General features: G+C 70.6%; 18 protein-coding genes. 15 read left to right on the forward strand and 3 right to left on the reverse strand.

Translation table 11 applies throughout. The annotated features are described in order from the left end of the window. Positions 1-82: 82 nt before the first annotated feature. A complete protein-coding gene (locus FB471_RS23190; RefSeq protein ID WP_425457081.1) occupies positions 83-853 on the reverse strand; it encodes a TetR/AcrR family transcriptional regulator in 771 nt (256 codons plus the stop codon). Between the two features lie 88 nt (positions 854-941). Between FB471_RS23190 and FB471_RS23195 the strand changes: the two genes are divergently transcribed. Both FB471_RS23195 and FB471_RS23200 read left to right on the forward strand, forming a co-directional pair. Continuing rightward, positions 942-1,847: an AurF N-oxygenase family protein gene (locus FB471_RS23195; protein ID WP_142000500.1), complete on the forward strand. Its 906-nt coding sequence runs from the start codon at positions 942-944 to the stop codon at positions 1,845-1,847. 26 nt (positions 1,848-1,873) lie between these two features. Then, positions 1,874-2,839: an alpha/beta fold hydrolase gene (locus tag FB471_RS23200; RefSeq protein ID WP_142000501.1), complete on the forward strand. Its 966-nt coding sequence runs from the start codon at positions 1,874-1,876 to the stop codon at positions 2,837-2,839. A 20-nt stretch (positions 2,840-2,859) separates the two neighbouring features. Here the strand turns inward: FB471_RS23200 and FB471_RS23205 are convergent, their stop codons facing one another. Next, positions 2,860-3,525: a TetR/AcrR family transcriptional regulator gene (locus tag FB471_RS23205; RefSeq protein ID WP_246076535.1), complete on the reverse strand. Its 666-nt coding sequence runs from the start codon at positions 3,523-3,525 to the stop codon at positions 2,860-2,862. A 149-nt stretch (positions 3,526-3,674) separates the two neighbouring features. On the opposite strand from FB471_RS23205, the gene FB471_RS23210 reads away from it, so the two are divergent. From FB471_RS23210 to FB471_RS23225, 4 genes are all read left to right on the forward strand, one after another. After that, positions 3,675-4,712, forward strand: a complete 1,038-nt coding sequence (locus FB471_RS23210; protein ID WP_142000502.1) for an alpha/beta fold hydrolase — start codon at positions 3,675-3,677, stop codon at positions 4,710-4,712. A gap of 217 nt (positions 4,713-4,929) precedes the next feature. Next, positions 4,930-6,030 (forward strand): DUF3152 domain-containing protein, encoded by a 1,101-nt coding sequence (locus FB471_RS23215; RefSeq protein WP_142000503.1) that lies wholly within the window; start codon positions 4,930-4,932, stop codon positions 6,028-6,030. A 110-nt stretch (positions 6,031-6,140) separates the two neighbouring features. Continuing rightward, positions 6,141-7,316: an adenylyltransferase/sulfurtransferase MoeZ gene (gene moeZ / locus FB471_RS23220; protein ID WP_142000504.1), complete on the forward strand. Its 1,176-nt coding sequence runs from the start codon at positions 6,141-6,143 to the stop codon at positions 7,314-7,316. A 64-nt stretch (positions 7,317-7,380) separates the two neighbouring features. Then, positions 7,381-8,274 carry an erythromycin esterase family protein gene (locus FB471_RS23225; RefSeq protein ID WP_142000505.1) on the forward strand — a complete coding sequence of 298 codons (894 nt, stop codon included), beginning with the start codon at positions 7,381-7,383 and terminating at the stop codon, positions 8,272-8,274. 23 nt (positions 8,275-8,297) lie between these two features. Here FB471_RS23225 and FB471_RS23230 read toward each other — a convergent pair whose 3' ends face one another. Beyond that, positions 8,298-9,548, reverse strand: coding sequence for an HNH endonuclease signature motif containing protein (locus FB471_RS23230; protein ID WP_170220900.1), 1,251 nt, complete (start codon positions 9,546-9,548; stop codon positions 8,298-8,300). A gap of 261 nt (positions 9,549-9,809) precedes the next feature. On the opposite strand from FB471_RS23230, the gene FB471_RS23235 reads away from it, so the two are divergent. The 9 genes from FB471_RS23235 (at position 9,810) to FB471_RS23275 (ending at position 21,393) form a co-directional block, all read left to right on the forward strand. After that, a complete protein-coding gene (locus FB471_RS23235) occupies positions 9,810-10,655 on the forward strand; it encodes a phosphoribosylaminoimidazolesuccinocarboxamide synthase (RefSeq protein ID WP_142000507.1) in 846 nt (281 codons plus the stop codon). Between the two features lie 68 nt (positions 10,656-10,723). Beyond that, positions 10,724-11,524 (forward strand): TIGR02569 family protein, encoded by an 801-nt coding sequence (locus tag FB471_RS23240; protein ID WP_142000508.1) that lies wholly within the window; start codon positions 10,724-10,726, stop codon positions 11,522-11,524. 122 nt (positions 11,525-11,646) lie between these two features. After that, complete coding sequence (locus tag FB471_RS23245) at positions 11,647-13,761, forward strand: molybdopterin oxidoreductase family protein (RefSeq protein WP_281287420.1); 2,115 nt, start codon at positions 11,647-11,649, stop codon at positions 13,759-13,761. Next, positions 13,758-15,203 carry an FAD-dependent oxidoreductase gene (locus tag FB471_RS23250; protein ID WP_142000509.1) on the forward strand — a complete coding sequence of 482 codons (1,446 nt, stop codon included), beginning with the start codon at positions 13,758-13,760 and terminating at the stop codon, positions 15,201-15,203. Before FB471_RS23245 ends, FB471_RS23250 begins: the two co-directional genes overlap by 4 nt. A 41-nt stretch (positions 15,204-15,244) precedes the next feature. Next, positions 15,245-16,630: an MFS transporter gene (locus tag FB471_RS23255; protein WP_142000510.1), complete on the forward strand. Its 1,386-nt coding sequence runs from the start codon at positions 15,245-15,247 to the stop codon at positions 16,628-16,630. Between the two features lie 122 nt (positions 16,631-16,752). Next, a complete protein-coding gene (gene nirB / locus FB471_RS23260; protein ID WP_142000511.1) occupies positions 16,753-19,272 on the forward strand; it encodes a nitrite reductase large subunit NirB in 2,520 nt (839 codons plus the stop codon). Then, positions 19,269-19,592: a nitrite reductase small subunit NirD gene (gene nirD / locus FB471_RS23265; protein WP_142000512.1), complete on the forward strand. Its 324-nt coding sequence runs from the start codon at positions 19,269-19,271 to the stop codon at positions 19,590-19,592. The genes nirB and nirD overlap by 4 nt, the downstream gene beginning before the upstream one ends. Continuing rightward, a complete protein-coding gene (locus FB471_RS23270) occupies positions 19,589-20,722 on the forward strand; it encodes a uroporphyrinogen-III synthase (protein WP_142000513.1) in 1,134 nt (377 codons plus the stop codon). The genes nirD and FB471_RS23270 overlap by 4 nt, the downstream gene beginning before the upstream one ends. After that, positions 20,719-21,393, forward strand: a complete 675-nt coding sequence (locus FB471_RS23275; RefSeq protein ID WP_142000514.1) for a sirohydrochlorin chelatase — start codon at positions 20,719-20,721, stop codon at positions 21,391-21,393. The genes FB471_RS23270 and FB471_RS23275 overlap by 4 nt, the downstream gene beginning before the upstream one ends. Positions 21,394-21,484 lie beyond the last annotated feature (91 nt).

Here is a 21,484-nt window from a genome sequence, read left to right on the forward strand (position 1 = left end):
CCAATCCGGCCTCCAGCAGGCCGAACGTTTGTCTCGCAAGCAAAGTCGCTTCTGTCGAGTCGGCCTACTTCCGGCCTCCTTGCTAGCTTGCGTCGGTCGACTCGGTGCGCTCGCGCTGCGCGGAGAGCTGGACGACCTTGTTCTCCTCGAGTGGCAGGTTCGGGTCGAGGGTGACCCCTTGCTGCCTGGTCAGGCCGTCGATCGCGGCCCAGATGAGTTGGGTGAGGTACTCCACGATCGCGTCCCGGCTCATCGACCGGCGTTCCAGCCACCACTCGCCGGTGTTCTGCACCATGCCGACCAGCCCGTAGGCCCACGGCTCGGCGGCGCCGGAGTCCATGCTGAACGTCCGCATGTAGTCGCCGAACAGTGCGGTCAGTGCGGTCGCGATGATCTCCTTGTCCTCGGCGACCACGTCGGCGTCGATCGTCTTGTCCGCGAACGAGCGCCGCGCCAGCAGGCGGTACAGGTTGGGGTGTTCCTCGATCAGGCCGAAGAACGCGTCGATCGCCATCCGAATCCTCGGCAGCGGGGCCAGCTCGGTGTTGATCGCCGGGATCAGCCGCTCCAGCAGCATCTCCGTGCCACGCTGGCCGAGGGCGAGGAACAGGTCGGCCTTGTCCTCGAAGTGCCGGTAGAGCACCGGTTTGGTGACCCCGGCCGCCGCCGCGACGTCGTCCATCCCGAGCTCGGGCCCGTGCGCGGCGAGGGCGCTCAGCGCGGCCTCGACGAACTCGGCGCGCCGGGCGATCCGGTGCTTGCGCCAGCGGTCCCTGCGGGCGTCGCCGGTGGTCCCCGACTCCTCCCGTGGCTTGCCGGAATGCCTGTTGTTGCGCTTGACACGATCGCCCATGCGCAGCATGCTACCAGAGGTAACTGTTACCAATGGTTACACACAGGCGTGTCAGCTATCTCAGGTGTACCGGAAGGCGGTGTCGGCAATGACGCGGACTCTCAACGAGGCCGGCCGCGAGAAGACCGCCGAGCGACTGCTGAAGTCCTCGGCGAACAAGTTCTACGATCCCGAGGTCGACATCGACTGGGGTGCACCGCTGGTGGAGGGCAAGCGGTACATCCCGGAGATCCGGTCCAGCCTCTACGGCACGTCGTTGTGGGAGCGACTCACCCCCGAGCAGCGCATCGAGCTCGGCAAGCACGAGCTTGCCAGCGTGGCGACCTCCGGCATCTGGTTCGAGGTCCTGCTGATGCAGATGCTGCTCAAGGTGGTGTACAACACCGACCCGACCACCAACCACGCGCAGTACGCGCTCACCGAGATCGCCGACGAGTGCCGGCACTCGACGATGTTCGCCCGGATGTCCGAACGTTTCGGTGTCCCGGTGTACGGCCCGGTGCCCGCGCTGCGGCAGCTCGCCAAGATCCTGCCGGCGATCGGGTACGGCCCTGCGTTGTACGGCTCCATCCTGGTCGCCGAGGAGATCCTGGACCGGCTGCAGCGCGAGCAGATGAACGATCCGGAGATCCAGCCGCTGGTGCGCATGGTGAACCGGATCCACGTGCTGGAGGAGGCGCGGCACGTCACCTTCGCCCGCGAGGAGGTCACCCGCGGGATGGCCAAGCTGTCCAAGGCGGAGCTGCCCTACCAGCGCTTCCTGATCGCCCTGGTGTCCTTCTTCGTCACCCGCGCGCTGGTCAACCCCCGGATCTACAAGTCGGTCGGCATCGCGCCGAAGGAGGGTGTCAAGGCCGCCTGGAACAACCCGCACTGGCAGGAGACGATCCGCTACGCCGGCGAGCGGATCATGCCCTTCCTGCAGGAGAACGGCCTGGTGGGCGCGCCGGGAATGCGCCTGTGGCGCCGCTCCTTCCTGCTGCCGGCCCAGTGAGCGCGCGGCAGCGAGGAGCACAGCCGATGACCACCCTCGGTTCCCGACCGGCGCCCGCGCGGCGCAGGCGCGACCCGGCGCCGTGGGATCCCGCGCAGGCACACCGCTTCGTGACCAGCGATGGCACCGCGCTGCACGTGGAGAGCGCGGGAGACGACAAGGCGCCGCTGACCCTGGTGCTGGTGCACGGCTGGACCCAGGACCATCGGACCTGGGACGCGGTGGCCGGCGGGCTGCCGCGCGCGGTCGGCGAGGTCGGGGATCCGCTCCGGTTGCTGCGTTACGACCTGCGCGGGCACGGCGCCTCGGCGCCCGCCCGACCGGGCACTGCCACCATCGAGCGGCTCGCCGACGACCTCGCCGAACTCATCGCCGACCGCGTGCCGCACGGCAGGTTGGTGCTGGTCGGGCATTCGATGGGCGGGATGACGTTGATGTGCCTCGCCGAGCGGCACCCGGAGCTGGTGTCCGGCCGGGTGGACGCGATCGGCCTGGTGGCGACCTCCTCCGGCGACCTCGACCGCGTCACCCTCGGCCTGCCCGGGCTGTTCGGCGGCGGCGCGGCCAGGATCGAGCAGCGGATCACCGCTTTCCTGCGCAGGCGGCGGCGGGACGCGTTGCCGCTTGCGCCCCGCCTGGTCCGGCCGTTCGCCCGCTGGCTGGTCTTCGGGGACAGGCCGCGGCGCACGGACGTGGCCTCGGTAGCCGAGCAGGTGGTGCTGGCCCACCCCGCCAGCATCGCCGGTTTCCGGGACTCGATGGCGGTGCACGACCGGCGGGTGGCGCTCGCCGCGCTGCGCGGCATACCGGCGGTGGTGCTGGCGGGCGGCAGGGACCGGCTGTGCCCGCCGCCGCACGCCATGGTGCTCGCCGAGGAGCTGCCGGAGGCCGAGTTCGTGCGCTTCCCCGGAGTGGGGCACATGCTGCCGCAGGAACGCTCCCGCGAGGTGACCGAGCGGATCGCCCGGCTGGTCCGGGCGGCGGCCCGGTAACGGCCCGGTAGCCGGGACGACTAGGGCTGCTGCTGTAGCGGGAAGCCCGCGCCGATACCCCGCCAGGCCAGCGTGGAGGTCAGCGCCACGGCTTCCTCCCTGCTGATCTCGCTGTGGTGCGCGAGCCAGTACCGCGCGCTGACCTGGCTCAACCCGACCAGGCCGACGGCCAGCAGGCGGGCCCTGTCCTCGTCGAGGCCCGCGTCGGCGGTGATGGTCTGGGTGATCGCGTCCACGCTGGCCGAGGTCGCCCGGTCCACGGCGGTCTGCACCGCGGGCTCGCCCCGCAGGTCGGACTCGAACACCATGCGGAACGCGCCCGCGTCCCCGTTGACGAAGTCGAAGAACGCCCCGACCGCGTTCTGTACCCGCTGCTTGTTGTCCGTGGTCGAGTTGAGCGCCTCCCGCACCCGCCCGACCAGGTGGTCCACGTGGCTCTCTAGCAGCGCGATGTACAGGTCGAGCTTGCCGGGGAAGTGCTGGTACAGCACCGGCTTGCTGACCCCGGCCTGCTCGGCGATGTCATCCATCGCCGCCGAGTGGTAGCCGTTGGCCGCGAAGACCTGCTGGGCGGCGGCCAGCAGCTGGGCCCGCCGCTCGGTGCGTGGCAGCCGTACCCCGCGGCCGAACTGTGCCGATCCGGTGCCCTCGCTGTCGTGCGATCGCAGGCGGGCCGCTTCCGTCATATTGCCTCCAGTCCGATCCGCACCCGGGCGCTTGTACTCGCCGGGCACCGCTACCCGTTTTGGGGTTACCAGCGCGGGTACCGCCTTGACATTACTCGCCGGTAGAGCGGGTACGCCAAGGGTTCAGGGGAATCAGGCATCCTGGATGGGTGCCCGAGACACTGACGCCCTCGACGGCGGCTCCCACGGCGCGGTCAACCGGCCGCGCACCGTTGACCCATGTGCCGTTGTCGAGCACCCCGCTGCCGTCGCTCGACTCGACCGTCACGGTATGGCCGGGCAGGTTCGAGGACGTCGGAGGCGTCCAGCTGCACGTCCGGCGCACACCGCGCACCGAGGGCGACCCGGAGCAGGGGACCGGCAACGACACCGCAGTGTACGTGCACGGCCTCGGCGGCTCGTCGACCAACTGGACCGACCTCGGCTGCCAGCTCGCCCCTTTCGCCCCCGGGGCCGCGCTCGACCTGCCCGGTTTCGGCTTCTCCGAGCCCCCGCGAGGCTTCGATTTCAGCCTGGACGCGCACACCGAGACGCTGCGGGCCTACCTGGTGGGGCTCGACGCCGGTCCGGTGCACCTGGTCGGCAACTCCATGGGTGGCGCGATCGCGCTGCTGCTGGCCGCGAGGCACCCGGAGCTGGTCCGCACGCTGACGCTGATCTCACCCGCGATGCCGGACCGCCGCCCCGATCCGCGCCGGCTTTCCGATCCGCGGATGGCGCTCGCCTACCTCCCGTTCGTCGGCAAGCCGGTGCGCAGGCGGCTGGCCCGGCTCGGGCCGAGGGATCGGGCCATGCAGGTGATCAACCTGTGCTTCGCCAACCCCGGGACGTTTCCGGACCAGCGCCTCGACGAACTGGTGGAGGAGCACGGCGCGCGGGCCGGTTTCGCCTGGGCTGCGCCCGCGCTGGCGCGCAGTACGCTCGGTATCTTCCGCACCTGGTTCAGCTCGGGTGCCCGGTCGCTGTGGTCGGTCGCGCCCGCGGTCGGGGTGCCCACCCTGGTGGTGTGGGGCACCGAGGACCGGGTGATCTCGGTCCGCAGGGCCGTCCGCACCGCCCGGCTGCTGCCGCGTGCCCGGCTGCTGGTGCTGCCGCGCACCGGCCATGTCGCCCAGATGGAGCGGCCGAGCACGGTGGCCAGGGCGGTGCTGGGTATGTGGGAAAGCGTCCGGGAAGGCTCCTGGTAACCCTGTCCTAGTCCATTCGGGTTACCCAAGAGGGCTGTTCGGAACGACCCGGCGACCGCGGGCCGCTGGATCCGCGCGAGCGGTCGTCGCAGCTCACGGTGTTGGCGACGCAGGCTGTGGACCTGAACAACCCGACCGTTGAGTAAGCCACATGAAATCGGCGTGTGATCCGCCAGTCGCCGAGAGCTGCGCCGCCAGCGTATGGCAGCCTGGTTCTGTGGACCGGGTGACGCACGGAGCGCGAGGCGATGGTCAGCGGGCGCAGTCCGCACCGTTGCCCCGCAGGTCACCGCGTTCCGAGCAGTCCACGGCCAGTTCCTTCGACGACCGCTATCGGCCCGGGCTGCGGCGTACCACGGCGGAGCCCCTGCGGGCCTCCTGGCGACCGAAGGCCACCGAGGAGGACGCGACCAAGCGCGGCGAGCCCCGCCGCCGGTCGAAGCTGTCCAAGGCGGTCCGGACCTACGGCTGGCGGGTGTACGCCCTGCCGGTGCTGCTGGTCCTCACCGCGCTGGTGGTGTACGACACCGCGAACAGTGGCGGCGGTGCACCGGCCGAGCAGCAGAGCGCGGAAGGCGTCTCGGCGACCGGGGGCGGTGAGCCGGTGGTGACCGAGAACAGGGCCGAGCCGGTCGGGCTGGACATCCCCACCGCCGAGCTGCCGGAGGGCGGCGACTACACCCAGGCGGGCAAGGGCACCTGGCACGTGGTCCCGGTGCCGGAGGGCAGGGGCGAGAAGGTCGGCACCGGCGGCGAACTCTACACCTACGCGGTGGCGGTGGAGGACGGTATCGACCCGGCCAGCTACGCGGGCGACGACAGCTTCGCCAACTCGGTCGAGGCCACCCTCTCCGACCCGCGGAGCTGGGTCGGCAGCGACGAGATATCCGTGCAACGGGTGGACAACACCGATCCGCCGCCGGATTTCACGGTGAGCCTGACCAGCCCGGAGACGACGCACCGGCCGGACATGTGCGGGTTCACCATCAAGTACGAGTCCTCCTGCAACCTCAGCCTGAAGAAGCGGGTGGTGATCAACCTCGCCCGCTGGGTGCGCGGCGGCAAGGCGTTCAACGGCGCCATGACCGAGTACCGGCAGTACGCCATCAACCACGAGGTCGGTCACGCGTTCGGGAACGGCCACGAGGGCTGCCCCGCCAACGATGAGCTGGCGCCGGTGATGATGCAGCAGACCTTCGGGGTCTCCAACGACTACGTCGCCGACCTGAACAAGGTCGATCCCAGCAACTACAGTGCCGTGCCGGCGGACGGCAAGGTCTGCCAGCCGAACGCCTGGCCGAACCCGCAGGCGGAGTGAGCCCCCGGGGTGTCCACATGGTGGACATCCGGAAGAAAGCGGACCGCTCGACGCGTTAGGGATACTAGAGGCCAACCTGCGCCAGAGACCCGCGCGAGATGGAGGACCCGATGTCAGCACTGCCCCCGCTCGTCGAGCCGGCAGCCGAGCTCACGAAGGACGAGGTGGCCAGGTACAGCAGGCACCTCATCATCCCGGACGTCGGGATGGAAGGGCAGAAACGGCTGAAGAACGCGAAAGTCCTGGTCATCGGAGCCGGTGGGCTCGGCAGCCCGGCGCTGCTCTACCTGGCCGCCGCCGGGGTCGGCACCCTCGGGGTGGTCGACTTCGACGTGGTGGACGAGTCCAACCTGCAGCGCCAGGTGATCCACGGCCAGTCCGATATCGACAAGCCGAAGGCGGAGTCGGCGCGGGAGTCGGTTGCCGAGGTCAACCCTTTCGTCCAGGTCCGGCTGCACACCGAGCAGCTGACCAGCGAGAACGCCTTGGACATCTTCCGTGACTACGACCTGATCCTGGACGGCACGGACAACTTCGCCACCCGGTACCTGGTGAACGACGCCGCCGTGCTGCTCGGCAAGCCCTACGTGTGGGGCTCGATCTTCCGGTTCGAGGGCCAGGTGAGCGTGTTCTGGGAGGACGCGCCGAACGGGAGGGGCCTGAACTACCGCGACCTCTACCCGGAGCCGCCGCCTCCCGGCATGGTGCCCTCCTGCGCCGAGGGCGGCGTGCTCGGTGTGCTCTGCGCCTCCATCGGCTCGATCATGGTGAACGAGGCGATCAAGCTGATCACCGGGATCGGCGAACCGCTGCTCGGCAGGCTGATCAGCTATGACGCGCTGGAGATGCGCTACCGCGAGGTCAAGGTCCGCAAGGATCCGGAAACCCCGAAGATCACCGAGCTGATCGACTACGAGGCGTTCTGCGGTGTGGTGAGCGACGAGGCACAGGATGCCGCCTCCGGGCACACCATCACCCCCGCCGAGCTGAAGGCCAAGTTCGACTCGGGTGAGGACTTCCAGCTGATCGACGTCCGCGAGCCGCACGAGTACGAGATCGTGAACATCAAGGGCGCCAAGCTGATCCCGAAGGACCGGATCCTCTCCGGTGAGGCGCTGGCCGAGCTGCCGCAGAACAAGCCGATCGTGCTGCACTGCAAGAGCGGTGGACGCTCGGCCGAGGCGCTGGCCGCGTTGCACCGGGCCGGGTTCTCCGACGCCAGCCACCTCGGTGGCGGGGTGCTGGCCTGGGCGAACCAGATCGACACCAGTCTGCCGACATACTGAGCGCGGCTGGGGCCGCGCCTGCCAGGGCGCGGCCCCGGCCGTGGATCGACTGGGGGAGACATCCATGAACTGGATCGCCGCGCATGCGCACCCGTTGCGCACGCTCGATCCGGAGGCGTCCCTGACCGACCTGCTGCCGCTGGGTGAACTCGTCGGTGACGCGACGATCGTCGCGCTCGGCACCGCGTCCCGGCTCACCACCGAGCTGTCCGCGGTCGCGCAGCGGATCCTGCGCGTGCTGGTCGAGTGGCACGGATTCCGCACACTGGCGCTGGAAGGCGACGAGCAGGCCAGCGTCGAGCTGGACCGGTATGTCCGTACCGGCGACGGTGACCTCACGGACCTGCTGTCCGGGGCACGATCGTTCTGGCGCACCGAGGAGATCCGCGCGGCCGTCCGGTGGGTACGGGAATTCAACCAGGCGCATCCCGAGGACCCGGTCCGGATCGCCCATCCCGAGCGGCCCGCCGATCCGGCGGCGCCACTGGGCAGCATGCCGGAGATCGAACGTGGACTGGCCGAGAACACACTCGCCTGGCAGCGGCGTACCGGGGACAAGATCGTCTACTGGGGCGGGATCGCGCACACCCTGACCCGGGACTCGCCGCCCGTGGAGCGTGTGAACATGGGCACCCGGCTGCGGGCTGAGTATGGGTGCCGGTACGTCTCGATCGGGCTGACCTTCCACCACGGCACCGGCGCACAGCCCGTACCCCCGCCGCCACCCGATCACGCCGAGGCGGCGCTCGGTGCGGCCGGGATCGACGCCTACTACCTCGATCTGCGGGCCGATCCGGACTCGCCCGCCCGCGCCTGGCTGGACGCGCCGACCAGGGCGCGGCTCATCGGCCCGCGTTACGATCCCGAGCTCTACCTCGACGGGGGATCGCTCGCCGAGTGGTTCGACGTGCTGGTGTACCTCACCGCAACCACTCCGTTCCATCCTTTGCCGTCCTGACGAAGCCGGTCACGGTAACGACGTCAGGTGGTTGTTCCTTCGTGGTGGAGGAGGTTGCGTCTGGGTCTTTGTTTCGGGTGCAGGAAGGTGGGTGGGATGAACTCTGGTAGCCCGTTGCGGATGCGGATGTGCCATTCGGTGTGGTGGATCAGGTTGTGGTGATGATGGGGGTATAGCAGTGTCAGGTTGTGTAGTGCGGTCGGGCCGCCGTTGGCCCACAAAGTTACGTGGTGTGCTTGGCATTGTTTGGGTTTGCGGCGGTGGCCGGGGAACGTGCACCCGTTGTCTCGCAGGATCAGGGCTCGGCGGATGGTGAGGGGGATGGTGCGGTGTTTCTGCCCGATGTTCAGGATCTCGCCGGTGCTGCCCAGTAGGGCGGGCGCCACGTAGGTATCGCAGGCTATGCGCCGGATCTGGGTGGCGGAGTGCGATTCCTGCCCGTGCAGGAGCCCGTGGCCGGTGCCGTGTTTGAGGTCGTCCGGGGTGATCGACACCATGACGGTGACGGGTTCGCCGGGTTCGGTGGGTCCGTCGTCCGGGCATCGGGCCGCGGCCCGGAGCATGTCGGCGGGCGCGTCGCCTTGCCGCTGGTGTTTGCTGCGCCGGTCGGGTTCCTCGGGGCTGCTGTGGGGCTTGGCGCGGGGTTCGATCAGGCCGGTCAGCAACGCCGCGGTCTCCGGGTCGAGTTCGAAGGTGCCGCGTAGCCGTCCACCCCGGGTGTCGCGCCAGTCCAGAAACCGGGCGGGCCGCGTCAGGTCGTGTTCGGTGGGTGGGTTTCCGTCCTGGTTCAGGCGGGCCACGATCTCTCGCCCCAGCGCGGTCACGGTGTGGGGTTCGTATTCCCGGGCGGCTGTGGTCAGCAGCGCCTCGGCGTGCTCGCGATCGGGCAGGCTCACCGGCTGCGGAAACCTGGCCATGGTGGCGCGGATGGCCTCCTCATGTTCGGGCCCGATCGCGCCCTCCGCCACGGCGGCACCCACCTCGGGCAGGTCCGGCTTCAGCGGGGTACCGGTGGGGCCGTGCCGGGCCACCGCTGTTCGGGCGTGCGTCACCCGTTGCCGGGCGTCATAAGCGTTGATGCGCAGGATCTCCCGCGCCAACACGGCCACATCCCGATACCCCCGCCGCCCGGCGGTGGTGCGGCCGTCCAACTCCGCCAGGACCGCCACCTCTCGGGCATAGTCCACCCGCCGCCGCTGTTCGATCTCGCCCAGCGCGGCCAGTAGTTCCTCCTCGCCCATGCGAGAGGTGTCGATGCCGAAAGTCCTGGTCACAAAGCCAGGATACCGCATACATCGACCACCCGTTCGACCACGATCGAGTGGTTTGTCGATTCGAGTGGTAGCCGTTCGTGGTCTGCACGCCGCTGGCATGCCGGACACCACCTTCGGCATTCCAGCGGGGCACGGGGACCGGTTCGCCCGCCCGTCGCCGCGTTCCGCGGGCAGCACCACGTACCAGGGGCCTCGACGGTTCGGCCGGTCGTTACCCTCCGGTGGTGAGGCCCTTGCTCACCACGTCAGACGGGATGGTTGATGAAGCACGTGCACTCCGGCAAGGTACGTGACCTGTACGAGCTGGACGGGGACATCCTGCTGGTGGCATCCGACCGGGTCTCGGTCTACGACGTGGTGCTACCCACCCCGATTCCGGACAAGGGCGCGTTGTTGACCCAGCTTTCGGTGTGGTGGTTCGACCAGCTCGCCGGGGTGGTGCCCAACCACCTGCTGTCCGCCATCGACGTGCCGCCGGAGTTCGCGGGCAGGGCGATCCGCTGCCGCCCGCTGACGATGATCGGCGTGGAGTGCATCGCCCGCGGCTACCTGACCGGCCTCGGGCTGCGCGAGTACCAGAAGTACGGCACGGTCTCCGGGGTCGAGTTGCCGGATGGCCTCGAGGAGGGCAGCAAGCTGCCTGCGCCGATTTTCACCCCGACCACGAAGGCCTCCGACGGCGGGCACGACGAGCCGATGACCTTCGCCGAGGTGGTGGACCAGGAAGGCAGGGAGACGGCGGAACGGCTGCGCGAGCTGACCCTGCGGATCTACACCCAGGGCGCCGAGCGGGCGGCGGCGCGCGGGATCATCGTCGCGGACACGAAGGTGGAGTTCGGCCGGGACGACCAGGGGGTGCTGACCCTCGGCGACGAGATACTCACCGCGGACTCCTCCCGGTTCTGGCCGGCCGACGAGTGGCAGCCCGGCAAGCCCCAGCAGTCCTTCGACAAGCAGTTCGTGCGGGACTGGAGCCTCAGCATGGGCTGGGACAAGACCCCGCCGGGACCGGAGCTGCCGGAGGAGATCGTGACCGCGACCCGGGAGCGCTACGTCGAGGTGTACGAGCGGATCACCGGCAGGGTCTGGTCGCCGCCCCGGCCCTGAACGCCTGTTCCCGCGCGGCCCACCGCGAGGATCTGCCGGAATGTGCCCGTCCCGGGTACCGTCTCGCCGTGGTCCCCTCCGCAGAGTGCCCGCCGGAGCATGTCGGCACGGCATTCGGCGTGAGCCTGGCGGGGGCTGAGCCGCTGCCGGACGGTCGCGGCTGGCTGTGCGGGCAGGTCGTGCTCAGCCCGGTCACCGACCGGGCACGGGCGGTATGGCTGGCCGGCACCCTCGCTGCCGTCGGGGCCGCACCGGACCTGCGGGTCGCCCGCCCGGTACGGGCCACGGACGGCCGCTGGCTGGTCGCGGGCTGGCGGGCGAGCCAGTACGTTTCCGGTGCCCCCGCGCACCGGCCGGACGACACCGTGCTCGCCGCGGTACGCCTGCACCAGGCCACGGTGGGCCTGCCGAGGCCGGACTTCCTCTCCCGCCGCACGGACATCTCCACCGAGGCGGAGCGGGCGGCCTGGGGCGAGCGCGAGCTCGAGTTGGACGAGCACAAGGGTGGTCGCTGGTTCGAGGTGCTGGCCGGGGCGCGCAGGCAGGTACCGGAGCCGGACCAACTGGTGCACCGGGAGCTGTTCGGCACGGCCCTTTTCGATGGCGACGCGTCACCGGGCATCGTGGACTTCATCCCCTGCTACCGCCCCGCCGACTGGGGCGCAGCGGTGGTCGCGATCGACGCGCTCGCGTGGGGCGGTGCCGATCCCGGGCTGCTGCGACGCTGGACACACCTGCCGCACTGGCCGCAGCTGCTGCTGCGCGCCGTGCTGTTCCGGCTGGCGCACCACGCGCTGGACCCGCGCTCCACCAGGGAGTCCCTGGATGGGCTGCTGGGCGCCGTGCGGCAGGTCAGCGACCTGGTGTAGCTCGCTCACCGGGAGCGCGGCCGACTGCCAGTGCAATGTCGCATGCCTGAAACACGCGGGCACTTTCGGGTAACACGAGCTACCTAACGTCGGGTACCGCCGCCGATGAGCTGGAGGTATCCGTGACGTTGACGGCGCCGTGCACGCGGCAGGTCACGACCGACGCCCGGGACCCCCGGGACACACACTGCCCGTACTGTGCCTTGCAGTGCGGGATGACGCTGTCCGGCGCCGAGCCGGTCGAGGTGCGCCCGCGCCGGTTCCCGGTGAACGACGGCGGGCTGTGCCAGAAGGGCTGGACCTCGGCCGCCCTGCTGGACTCCCCGGCCCGCCTCACCACCCCACTGGTCAGGGTGGACGGGCAACTGCGCCCGGCGAGCTGGGATGCCGCGCTGGACCTGATCGCCGCCCGGCTGAGCGAGATCAGGGCCCGGCACGGCGCGGACGGGGTCGCCGTCTTCGGCGGTGGTGGGCTCACCAACGAGAAGGCCTACCTGCTCGGCAAGTTCGCCAGGGTGGCGCTGGGCACCTCGCAGGTGGACTACAACGGCCGGTTCTGCATGTCCTCGGCGGCCGCCGCGGGTATCCGGGCGTTCGGCCTGGACCGCGGGCTGCCGTTCCCGGTCACCGACCTGGCAGGGGCCGACGCGGTACTGCTGGTCGGGGCCAACCCGGCGGAGACCATGCCGCCCTTCACCCAGCACCTGCGTGGCGCGATCCAGGCCGGCGGGTTGGTCGTGGTGGACCCGCGCCGGACGCCCACCGCGGAGCGGGCGAGCATGCATCTCGCGCCCGCCCCGGGCACCGATCTCGCGCTGTCGCTGGGAATCCTGCACGCCGTCGTCGCCCAAGGCCACCTCGACGAGTCCTACCTGGACAAACGGACCTCCGGTTTCGCCGAGGCGTGGCGGATCGTGGCGTCCTGGTGGCCGGAACGGGTCGAGCGGGTGACCGGGGTGTCCGCGGCCGACCAGCGCCGGGTCGCGGCCCGGCTGGCCGCCGCCCGCAATGCCTACGTGCTCACCGCGCGCGGCACCGAGCAGCACGCGGACGGCGTGAACATGGTGAGCGGCTGGATCAACCTGGCGCTGGCGCTCGGCCTTCCCGGCACGCCGGGCTCCGGCTACGGCTGCCTCACCGGGCAGGGCAACGGCCAGGGTGGCCGGGAACACGGGCAGAAGGCCGACCAGCTTCCCGGGTACCGCAAGCTGGACGACCCGGCGGCGCGGGAGCACGTGGCCGCGGTATGGGGCGTGTCCCCGGACTCGTTGCCGGGGCCGGGCCGATCGGCCTACGAACTGCTGGACGCGCTCGGCACCGAGGCCGGGCCGAAGGCGATGCTGGTCTTCGGCAGCAACGTGTCGGTGTCCGCGCCCCATTCGGGAAACGTCGCCGAGAGACTGTCCGCATTGGACTTTCTTGTGGTCGCCGACCTGGTGCTCTCGGAGACCGCGGCACTGGCCGACGTCGTGCTGCCGGTGACGCAGTGGGCCGAGGAGGACGGCACGATGACCAACCTGGAGGGTCGGGTCCTCCTGCGCCGCAAGGCGATCGACCCGCCTGACGAGGTACGCACCGATCTCGCGGTGCTCGCGGGGCTCGCCACCCGGCTCGGGCAACCGGTGGAGGCGTTCCCGGCCGACGCGGAAGCGGTGTTCACCGAGCTGCGCACGGCGTCGGCGGGTGGGGCCGCGGACTACTCCGGCATCAGCTACGACCGGCTGCGCGCCGGGGAGGCCCTGTACTGGCCGGTTCCCGGCGAGGACCATCCAGGGACCCCGCGAATGTTCCTGGACTCCTTCGCCCACCCGGACGGGCGCGCACGGTTCGTTCCGGTGGACCACACCGGCCCCGGCGAGCCGCCGGACGCCGAGTTCCCGTTGCAGGCCACCACCGGGCGGGTGCTGCAGCATTACCAGTCCGGCGCGCAGACCCGCCTGGTCGCGGAGCTGAACACCGTCGTGCCCGAGGCCTATGTCGAGCTGCACCCGGACACCGCCGCGCGGGCCGGGCTCGCCGAAGGCGACCTCGCCGAGATCACCTCGCGCCGGGGCAGCACCACCGCGCGGGTTCGGCGGGTGCCCTCGATGCGGCCCGACCTGGTTTTCCTGCCCTTTCACTTTCCCGGGGCACAGCGGGCGAACCTGCTCACCAATCCGGCGCTGGACCCGACCAGCCGGATGCCCGAGTTCAAGGTCTGCGCCGTCCGGATCTCCGCGAAGGAGGGTGCCCGATGAGCGCACGCAGGGTGGTCGTACTGGGGTACGGCATGGCGGGAGCACGGCTGGCAGAGGAGATCAGGCACCGCGACCCCGAGGGCGAGCGGGTCGCGCTCACCGTGCTGGGCGACGAGCCGCAACACGCCTACAACCGGGTACTGCTCTCCGCGGTGGTGGCCGGAACCATGAGCCAGGACACGGTGCGGCTGCACGATCCGGACTGGGCCACGCGGAACCGGGTGGACCTGCGGCTCGGGGTGTCCGCCATGGCCATCGACCGCGCCCGGCGCAGGGTCGACCTTTCTGACGGGTCCGAAGTGGACTATGACGCACTGGTGCTGGCCACCGGCGCGGCACCCTGGCTGCCCCCGGTGGAGGGGCTGCGTGCCGAGGACGGTGCGCTCGCGCCCGGCGCGGTGGCGTTCCGCACGCTGGAGGACTGCGAACGCATCCTGGACGCGGCCGCGGTGGGCGCGCCGGTCGCGGTGCTCGGCGGCGGGCTACTCGGGCTGGAAGCGGCTCGGGGGCTCGCCGGCCGGGGGAACCTGGTGACCGTGGTGCATCCGGTCGGCCATGTGATGGAGCGGCAGCTGGACCCGGAGGCGGGCCGGGTGCTCGCCGGCACGCTGGGCGCGAGCGGTATCGACTTCCGGCTCGGCGTCACCGCCGCGCGGTACCTGCCGGGCGACGGGCTGAAGCTGGCCGACGGCTCGCACGTGCAGGCCGACCTGGTGGTGGTCTCGGCCGGGGTGCGGCCGGAGATCGGGCCGGCACAGGGGGCCGGGCTGGCGGTGGACCGCGGGGTGCTGGTGGACGACGCGTTGCGCACCAGCGACGGCCGGATCCACGCCATCGGCGACTGTGCCCAGCATCCCGGCACCGTGTCCGGGCTGGTGCAGCCGGCCTGGGAGCAGGCAGCGGTACTGGCCGACCTGCTCACCGGGACGGACACCGCCTCCCGGTACCGGGGCACGGCCGTACTCACCCGGCTGAAGGCACGGGGCGTCGACCTGGCCTCGTTCGGCGAGACACAGACCGAGGTCACCGATCCTCAAGCCGAGGTGCTGTGCCTCACCGACCCCGCCCGCGGTAGGTACGCCAAACTCGTGGTGCGGGAAGGCAAGGCGACCGGCGGCATCCTGCTCGGGGTGCCCGACGCCGCGGCCACCGTGGTGCAGCTCTACGAACGCGGGGTCCCGCTGCCGGAGGACCGGCTCGCGGTGCTGCTCGGCAGGGCCCTGCCCGCCGCGGCGACCCCGGCCACCAGCCCGGCCGACCTGCCCGCGTCCGCCGTGGTCTGCCGATGCAACTCGGTGAGCAAGGGAAAGTTGGTCGAGGCCTGGCGTTCCGGAGCCACCTCGGTGTCCGAGCTGGTCACCACCACCCGGGCGAGCACCGGCTGCGGTAGCTGCCGGGACGCGGTATGCGGCATCGCCGACTGGCTGGCCGCCAGCTCCTGACTTCTTCCCGTTTCCCCGCGCGAGCACAAAGGAGATACCCCATGACCGTGGTAGCCGAAGAGCAGCACGCGGACGACACGAAGCGGTCTCGGAACGGGCGATGGATCGACCACTGGGAGCCGGAGGACCCGGAATTCTGGGAACGCGGCGGGAAACGCACCGCGTGGCGCAATCTCGGTTTCTCGATCCTGGCCGAGCACCTCGGATTCAACGTATGGATCCTGATGAGCATCGTCGTGGTCAGCCTCGGCGACGTGGGGATCGATTTCGGGGTGGGGCAGACCTTCTGGCTGCTCATCCTGCCGAACCTGGTCGGTTCGGCGTTGCGGGTGCCGTATACCTTCGCCATCCCGAAACTCGGTGGCCGGGCATGGACCACCATCAGCGCGTCCCTGCTGCTGATTCCCTGCGTACTGCTGGCGATCGCCGTCACCGCGCAGGCGCCGTACTGGTTCTTCCTGCTCACCGCGGCGGCGATGGGCTTCGGCGGTGGCAACTTCTCCTCCTCGATGGCGAACATCTCGTTCTTCTTCCCGGAGGGCAAGAAGGGACTCGCGCTCGGGCTGAACGCGGCGGGCGGCAACCTCGGCGTGGCGGTGACCCAGTTGTTCGTGCCGGTCGTGATCAGCATCGGCACCGGGATCACCCTTGCCTACGCCGCGTTGATGTGGATGCCGATGATCGTGCTGGCCGCGTCGTGCTCCTGGTTCTTCATGGACAGCCTCACCTCGGCCAAACCGGACGGCCGTTCCTACCGGCTGGCCATGGCCAACAAGCACACCTGGATCATGTCCTTCCTCTACATCGGAACGTTCGGATCCTTCATCGGATTCTCGTTCGCCTTCCCCTCCCTGATCAAGATCAGCTTCGTGGAGTTCGAGGGCTTCGTCGCGCTGGCCTTCCTCGGCGCACTGATCGGCTCGGTCACCCGGCCGCTCGGCGGCTGGCTGTCCGACCGGGTCGGCGGGGCACGGATCACCCTGCTGAACTTCGTCGGTATGGCGATCGGCACGGTCGGCGTGCTGATCAGCGTCGGCACGCGGAGCTTCGTCCTCTTCTTCGGCTCGTTCATCCTGCTGTTCGTGCTCACCGGGATCGGCAACGGCTCGACCTACCGGATGATCCCGATGATCTTCTCGGCGGAGGCCCGGCGCAGGGCGGGTGCGGCCGGCGAGGAAGTGATCAGGTCCGCCAAGCGGCAGGCCGGTGCCGTGGTCGGGGTCGCGGGCGCGATCGGTGCGTTCGGCGGGGTGCTGGTCAACCTGGTGTTCAAGTTCTCCCTGCAGGGCGAGGACAGGAGCCTCACCTCGGCGCTGATCGCGATCCTCGCTTACTACGCGGTGTGTGTCGCCACCACCTGGTGGTTCTACCTGCGCCGGAGTTTCGCGGTGGAGCGGGCGCCCAGCCTTGCCTACGCGGGGGTGTGAGCGATGGCACTCACTTCCGCACCATCGCTGAGCTGCGAGGGGAGTTCTCCGTAACACCGGTGCAACGCGCGGGCAGCGGCGCGGACATGAGCCATGGCGAGGATGAGAGCAGGAGGTAGCCGATGAGTCGAACGCTGGTGGTCGCCGGGAACGGGATGGTCGGGCACCGCCTGGTGGAAACCCTGCGGGCCGGTGACCCGGGGGGAACCTGGCGGGTGGTGGTACACGCCGAGGAGAACCGCGCCGCCTACGACCGTGTCGCGTTGTCGTCCTATGTGGATACATGGGATCCGGCGCGGCTCACCCTCGCGGGATCGGACTACGCCGGTGACGAGCTGGTCGAACTGCGGCTCGGCGACCCGGTGACCGGTATCGACACCGAACGCAGGACGATTGTCACCGCGGGCGGCGAGCGGCCCTACGACGCACTGGTGCTCGCCACCGGTTCTCGGCCGTTCGTTCCACCGGTGCCAGGGCACGACCTTCCCGGCTGCTTCGTGTACCGGACCATCGAGGACCTTGACGCCATCCGGGCGGCGGCCGAGCGGGCGCGGGCGGTCAACGGCCGCCCCGCCGCCATGGTGGTCGGCGGCGGGTTGCTCGGCCTGGAGGCCGCGAAGGCGTTGCGTGACATGGGGCTTTCCCCGCACGTGGTGGAGATGGCCCCGCGCCTGATGCCGCTGCAGGTGGACGAGGGTGGCGGCGCCCTGCTGCGCAGGCTGGTTGCCGAGCTGGACGTCACCGTGCACGCCGGCACCTCCACCGAGGAGATCAGCACCGACGGCGAGCGGATGCTGGCCAGGCTCGGCAACGGTACCGAGCTGGACGTCGACCTGGTGGTGTTCTCCGCGGGGGTGCGCCCGCGCGACGAGCTGGCCAGGGCGGGTGGACTGGCCGTGGCCGAGCGCGGCGGCGTCCTGGTGGACGGGGCCTGCCGCACCAGCGCGGCTGACGTCTACGCGATCGGCGAGTGCGCGGCCGTCGAGGGCCGCTGCTACGGCCTGGTCGCCCCCGGCTACTCGATGGCCGAACTGGTGGCGACGCGGTTGCTCGGCGGGCGGGACACCTTCCCCGGCGCCGACCTCTCCACCAAGCTCAAGCTGCTCGGCGTGGACGTCGCCAGTTTCGGCGACGCGCACGCCACCACCGAGGGCGCGCTGGAGGTCGTGTTCAACGACGCGATGTCCGGCACCTACAAGAAGCTCGTGGTCTCCGAGAACGGCACCGGTTCCGCCACCCTGCTCGGCGGGGTGCTGGTCGGCGATGTCGGCGACTACGACCTGTTGCGACCGCTGGTCGGCCGAAAACTGCCGGCCGAACCCGCCGCGATCCTCGCGCCCTCCGACGGCGGCGGGGTGGGCGTGGAGGCGTTACCGGACGCGGCGCAGATCTGCTCCTGCAACGCGGTGACCAAGGGAGCCATCACCGGCGCGATCCTGACCGAGGGCTGCGATACCGTCGGCAAGCTCAGGTCCTGCACCAGGGCCGGAACCGGCTGCGGTTCCTGCGTGCCGATGCTGAGCAAGCTGCTGGACTCCTGCGGGGTCGAGCAGTCCACCGCGGTGTGCGAGCACTTCGGCCAGTCCAGGGCCGAGCTGTTCGAGATCATTCAGGCCACCCGGATCGGCACCTTCAGCGAGTTGATCTCCCGGTACGGAACCGGGCAGGGCTGCGCGATCTGCAAGCCCGCGGTGGCCTCGATCCTGGCGACCCTCGGCAACGGCCATATCCTCGGTGGTGAGCAAGCCACCCTGCAGGACACCAACGACAGGTTCCTGGCGAACATGCAGCGCAACGGGACCTACTCGGTGGTGCCCAGGGTGCCCGGCGGGGAGATCACCCCGGACCGGCTGATGGTGATCGCACGGGTGGCCCAGGACTTCGGGTTGTACACCAAGATCACCGGCGGGCAGCGGATCGACCTGTTCGGTGCCACCGTGGACCAGCTACCGCACATCTGGAAGCGGCTGGTGGAAGCCGGGATGGAGTCCGGCCACGCCTACGGCAAGGCGCTGCGCACGGTGAAATCCTGCGTGGGTTCGACCTGGTGCCGCTACGGGGTGCAGGACTCGGTCGGGATGGCGATCGAGTTGGAGCTGCGTTACCGCGGCCTGCGGTCCCCGCACAAGATCAAGGCCGGGGTCTCCGGCTGCGCGCGGGAGTGCGCCGAGGCGCGGGGCAAGGACTTCGGGGTGATCGCCACCGAGAACGGCTGGAACCTCTATGTCGGCGGCAACGGCGGCATGCTGCCCCGGCACGCCGAACTACTGGTGTCCGATGTGGATGACGAGAAGCTGATCCGGATCATCGACCGGTTCCTGATGTTCTACGTGCGTACCGCGGACCGGTTGCAGCGCACCGCGTCCTGGATCGAGGAGCTTGAGGGCGGGCTCGACCACCTGCGCGCGGTGATCGTGGACGACAGCCTCGGCATCTGCGAGGACCTGGAGGCCGCGATGGCCAAGCATGTCGAGAACTACACCGACGAGTGGCGTGGCGTGCTGGAGGACCCGGAGAAGCTGGAGCGGTTCGCCTCCTTCGTGAACGCGCCCGGCGCGCCCGACCCTTCCATTTCCTTCCGTACCGAGCGGGAACAGCGGGTCCCGGTGTTGCTGGGAGTACCCGAGGTGGTGAGCCGATGACGACGCCGGTGTGTCGACTCGAGAAGATCATTCCGGGCAGCGGGGTGGCGGCCTTGCTGCCAGGCGAGGAGCAGGTCGCGGTCTTCCGGTTCGGCGCAGACCAGGTCTACGCATTGTCCAATGTGGATCCGTTTAGTGGGGCGGCCGTGCTGTCCAGGGGGATCCTCGGCGAGAGCGAGGGTGTGCCGTTCGTCGCCTCACCGATGTTGAAGCAGCGGTTCGACCTGCGTACCGGGACCTGCCTCGACGACGAGAACGTGCGGGTGCGCAGCTACCCGGTCACGCTCGCCGGGGGCATCGTGCACGTGGGTTCGCCATGACCGGCGGGCCGGCCATCCCGCCACTGGCGGGCTTCTCGGTCGGGATCACCGCCGCGCGCCGGGCCGAGGAACTCGGCGCCCTGCTGGTGCGCAAGGGCGCGACCGTGCGGTACGGCCCCGCCATCCGGATCGTGCCGCTGGCCGACGACACCGACCTGCACGCCGCGACCCGCAGGCTGCTGGCCGAACCGGTGGACGCGGTGGTGGCGACCACCGGGATCGGCTTCCGCGGCTGGATGGAAGCCGCGGAAGGCTGGGGCGTCGGCGAGGAACTGCTCGGCAGGCTGCGCGAGACCAGCCTGATGACCAGGGGGCCCAAGGCCAAGGGTGCGGTGCGCGCGGTGGGGCTTTCCGAGAAGTACTCGCCGGTTTCGGAGAGCAACGCCGAAGTACTCCAGCACCTGCTGGAGTCGGGGGTGGCGGGGCGGCGGGTCGCGGTGCAACTGCACGGGGAGCCGTTGCCCTACTTCGTGGACTCGTTGCGGTCGGCGGGGGCCGAGGTGATCGAGATTCCGGTGTACCGCTGGGTGGGGCCTGCCGACCCCGGCCCGCTGGACCGGCTGATCGACGCCGTGCTGGACGGCTCGATCGACGCGATGCCGCTCACCAGCGCACCCGCGGCGGCGAGCATGCTCGCGATGGCGAAACGGACCGGGCGGCGGGCGGCGCTGGTGGACGCGCTTTCCCGGCGGGTGGTGGTGGCTTGTGTCGGCCCGATCACCGCCGGGCCCCTTGCCGCGCTCGGTATCCCCGTGGTGCAGCCCGAACGTTCCCGGATCGGTGCGCTGGCGCGCACCCTCGGGCAGACCCTCGGTGACCGGTCGCCCCGGCTGCGGGCGGCCGGCAGGGACATCGAGCTGCGCGGCCAGGCGGCCGTCGTGGACGGTGAGCTACGTGAGGTCGCGCCCGCGCCGATGGCGGTGCTGCGGGCACTGTCCGCCGAACCGGGCCGGGTCGTCTCCCGGCGGAAACTCACCGCCGCCCTGCCCGGCGGGGGCGAGGAGCACGCGGTGGAGACGGCGATCGGCAGGCTGCGCACCTCGCTGGGGGAGGGCAGCCTGGTGCAGACCGTGGTCAAGCGCGGGTACCGGCTCGCGGTGGACAAGGTGGAGGGAGCTGAGTCCGCGTGATCCTGCTGACCGCGCACGGCACCCGCGACCCGGCGGGCGCCGTGGTCACCGAGCGGCTTGCCGCCATGGTGCGAGCACGGGGCTGCGGAGTCCGGGTGGCCTACGCCGATGTGCGCGCCCCCGACGTGACGACCGCGCTGCGCGGGATGCGCGGCCCCGCCGTGGTGGTGCCTGCCTTCCTCGCGGCCGGTTACCACGTACGCACCGACATCCCGGACCAGGTCGCGGCCGGTGGGCACCGCGCGGTCACGATCGCCGAGCCGTTCGGCCCCGCGCCGGAACTGCTCGACGTGGTGCACCAGCGGCTGCTGGCCGCGGGATACCGGCGCGGTGACGAGATCGTGCTGGCCGCCGCCGGCTCGAGTGACCATCGGGCACTGTCCGCTGTGGATATCGCCGTGCAGGCGTTGGCGGAGCGGCTGGCGGCGCCGGTGCGGGTCGGCTACGCCGCCACCGCGCGCCCTTCGGTAGCCGAGGCCGTCGCGGCCGCGGCGGCTACGGGCAGGCGGGTCGCGGTGGCATCCTGGCTGCTGGCGCCGGGCCTGTTCCAGCGGAAGCTGGAGCGCGCGGGGGCGGAGGTGGTCGCCGACCCGCTCGGTGCCCACCCGAACGTGGCGGACCTGGTACTGCGCCGCTACGTCGAGGCGTCGCGCTCGGCCCACGCCGCCTGAACGGGTGGAGCGGGACGTGCTGGCGAGAGCCCGAGCATCCGCCATCGTGCTGGTTATATGGCGAGTCTGCTCGAAATTGGCGGGTATGCTA

This window comes from Amycolatopsis cihanbeyliensis (assembly GCF_006715045.1).
Taxonomy (GTDB): domain Bacteria; phylum Actinomycetota; class Actinomycetes; order Mycobacteriales; family Pseudonocardiaceae; genus Amycolatopsis; species Amycolatopsis cihanbeyliensis.